General features: G+C 70.9%; 3 protein-coding genes. All 3 read right to left on the reverse strand.

The window, feature by feature from the left end; all coding sequences use genetic code 11:
• Positions 1–987: threonine--tRNA ligase (gene thrS, locus ACLEQD_RS40040; RefSeq protein ID WP_410391197.1), on the reverse strand; the 987-nt coding region annotated here is incomplete at its 3' end.
• A gap of 111 nt (positions 988–1,098) precedes the next feature.
• Positions 1,099–1,221 carry a hypothetical protein gene (locus ACLEQD_RS40045; RefSeq protein WP_410391199.1) on the reverse strand — a complete coding sequence of 41 codons (123 nt, stop codon included), beginning with the start codon at positions 1,219–1,221 and terminating at the stop codon, positions 1,099–1,101.
• 23 nt (positions 1,222–1,244) lie between these two features.
• Positions 1,245–3,092: an OPT/YSL family transporter gene (locus ACLEQD_RS40050; RefSeq protein ID WP_410391200.1), complete on the reverse strand. Its 1,848-nt coding sequence runs from the start codon at positions 3,090–3,092 to the stop codon at positions 1,245–1,247.
• Positions 3,093–3,177: the final 85 nt, after the last annotated feature.

Raw genomic sequence — 3,177 nt, forward strand, 5'->3', positions numbered from 1 at the left:
GCCGGCCAGCCGCAGCCGCGCCGCCAGCGCCTCCGCGTAGCCGGCGGCCCCCGCGCCCACGGAGGCCACCACCACCTGCTCCGGCGCGAGCCACGCGGGCAGCGCACCTCCATGATGCTCCAGCAACATGCCGATGAACCGCTCAAGGCTGCCGAACAGCGCGCGGTGAAGCATCACCGGGCGCAGGCGCTCTCCGGACGCCCCGACGTAGTGCAGGTCGAAGCGCTCCGGCAGCACCAGGTCCAGCTGGATCGTCCCGCACTGCCACGCCCGCCCCAGCCGGTCCTTCAGCACGAACTCCAGCTTGGGCCCGTAGAAGGCGCCCTGGCCGGGCTGGTCCTCGTACACCAGCCCCGCCTGCTTCGCCGCGGACCGGAGCCACGCCTCCGCCTGGTCCCACAGCACGTCACCGCCGGCGCGCATCGCCGGACGGCCGGAGAAGGCCACCTGCACGTCGTCGAAGCCGAAGCCCGCATAGAACGCCTTGAGCGAGCGCACGAAGCGGACCACCTCCGCCTCCACCTGCTCCGCCGCGCAGAAGATGTGGCCGTCGTCCTGCGTGAACTGGCGCAGGCGGAACAGCCCGTGCAGCGCGCCGCTGGGCTCGCTGCGGTGCACCAGCCCGAACTCCCCCAGGCGCAGGGGCAGGTCGCGGTGGCTGGGCGCCATGCGCTGCACCAGCTGGATGTGGCCGGGGCAGCTCACGGGCTTGAGCGCCAGGTGCCGGTCGCCTTCCGGCATGCAGAACATGTTCTCGCGGAAGTTCTCCCAGTGGCCGCTCTGCTCCCACAGCGGCTGGGAGCACAGCTGCGGCGTACGGACTTCGCGGTAGCCCTCCTCGCGCATGCGCAGGCGGACGTGGTCCTCCAACAGCCGGTACAGCATCAGTCCGCGCGGGTGCCAGAACACCATGCCCGGGGCCTCCTCCTGCAGGTGGAAGAGGTCCAGGCGCTGGCCCAGCGCGCGGTGGTCGTGTTCATCAAGCATGGTCGTCTCCGTGTGTCGGTCGGGATGAAGCAGCCGGGACCGGACACGGGGCGTGTGAGGTTGCACGGTCGCCCCGGCCGGAACTCGGCGGGGCGGGAAACCGTGCGCTCGTCAGTCCACCGACACGCGCACCGGACCCACGCCCGCCGAAGCGGTGGTGGTGGTCTGGGTCGCGGTGGTGGTGATGACGAGGCTCACGCGACAACAAGTGCTCCCGGCCGCACGGAAAGTCAAGCCGTGCGCCGGGGCAGGGTGCATCAGCCCATCAGGGCCAGCAGGCCGGCGAGGCCGACGAAGAGGTAGAAGAGCGACTCGCCCGCGATGAGGCCGCCGCCCACCAGGGACATGGTGCTCATGTCCTCCGGGAGCACCGCCTCCCCGGGCGCGGGCTCCCGCCGGAAGCGCTTGGAGACGGTGTTGAAGAGGGACGTGAGGATGCCGCCCAGGCCGAACCAGATGGCCGCGGGCAGCGCGATGAAGCCGCCGAACGCGAGCGCGTACGGGCTGGCCAGCACCAGCGAGTCCAGGGTCCAGCCCACGCCGAACCCCGTGCGCGACCCCTGCACGAAGCGCAGGTAGGCCGGATGCCGGCGGACGACCTTGCGGATGACCTCCAGCGTGAAGCCGATGGCCAGGCCCACGAGCAGCGCCGTCACCTTGTATGCCGACAGCGCGCCCAGGTCGCGGATGGCGCCCACGAACTTGTACGTCATCGCGGAGCTCCACTGGGCCACCTTCACGTCCGGGTGATCCAACTGGTTGACGGACAGCACCGGGTAGGCGCCCATGAACACGCGCGCCAGCACCACGCACAGCACCGCGCCCATGAAGATGCCCAGCACCTGGTAGCGGAACTGCACCACGCGGTTGGTGCCCAGGCGCCACCCGGTGGAGCGGTCCTGCTGCATGTCGCAGCCCACCGACGTGGAGATGAGCAGGATGGAGGACGCCATCAGGCCCACCAGCGGATCCTTCAGGCCCAGCAGCGACATCAGCAGCACCGACATCACGAACGCGCTGGAGATGGGGTTGTTGTCGCTGATGCCGTAGGCGATGCCGTTGATGAGCACGAACAAGAGCGACAGCGCGAGCCCGAAGAGGATGAAGCCCGCGGGCTGGTGCAGCACCTGCGTGGCCACCACGACGACGGCCGCGCCCCAACCCACCACCCAGGCGATGAGGCGGGGCACGTTGACCTTCTTCCACGCGGGCTCGGTGTCCGCCGGGGCCTGCGCGCGGCCGCGGATGCGGTCCACCGCCTGCACCGCGAGCAGCGCCAGGTCCACCAGCGCCGCGCCGCAGATCATCGCCAGTGACACCAGGAAGCCAATCTTGCGGTACGGATCATTCGGGCCCAGCCACCCGATGCTCTGCAGGAATGGGGAGAGGGCGTAGCCGATGAGGCCCATGAGCATGGCGGGCACGGTGATGCGGCTGCCCACCACCATGCCGGCGCCCACCGTGGAGCTGCTCACGCTCAGCGCGGCGATGGCGGCCACCTTCTCCGTGAGCCACGCGGCCAGGATGCCCAGGCCGGTGCCGCCGCCCAGCTTCGCGATGGAGGCCTTGAGCAGGCGCTTGTCGGTGAGCGCTCGCAGGATGTTGGCCACCGCGTAGCCGGAGGGGTAGTCCAGCTGGAGCCGGTCCACCAGGAGCGGGGTGTAGAGCATGCCCACGCCCACGCCGAACATGCCCACGCACCCGACGAAGAGCATCAGCTGCCACGCGGGCGGCTGGGGCATGCCCAGCCACACCATGGCCTGGATGAGCACGGACATGGCGCACAGCGAGGCCACCGACGCGGCCATCGTCTGCATGTAGTTGGCGCCGTGCTTGCCCTCCGCGCCGTAGCCGTAGGTGACGACGCTGCCGAGGATGCCGGAGAGCACCTGGCTGGCGACGAAGAAGCCCAGGCTGAAGTTCATGTACGACGCGGCCACGCCGCCCAGCGGGCCCAGGATGAAGATGGCCACCGAGGCGAGCAGCAGGTGGTACTTCCACGTGCCCACCGCGGGCAGGAAGCGGAAGCGCGGCGTGACGGCGTCGGGCACGGAGGACAGCGGGACGGAAGGCTCCGGCGGGAGCGGCTCGGCGGGGTGGGCCATGGGTGCGGGGGAGGGTACTGGCCTCGCTGGGGGGCCCACAACCCGCCCCGGCCCGGGCGGCCCGGCGGCCGGTCGCAAGCGCAGG

Source organism: Corallococcus sp. 4LFB, from assembly GCF_046520365.1.
Taxonomy (GTDB): domain Bacteria; phylum Myxococcota; class Myxococcia; order Myxococcales; family Myxococcaceae; genus Corallococcus; species Corallococcus caeni.

Excerpts from the sequence above, each read along its gene's own strand:
- ACLEQD_RS40050 (WP_410391200.1), bottom strand. The coding sequence starts at position 3,092 with ATGGCCCACCCCGCCGAGCCGCTCCCGCCGGAGCCTTCCGTCCCGCTG.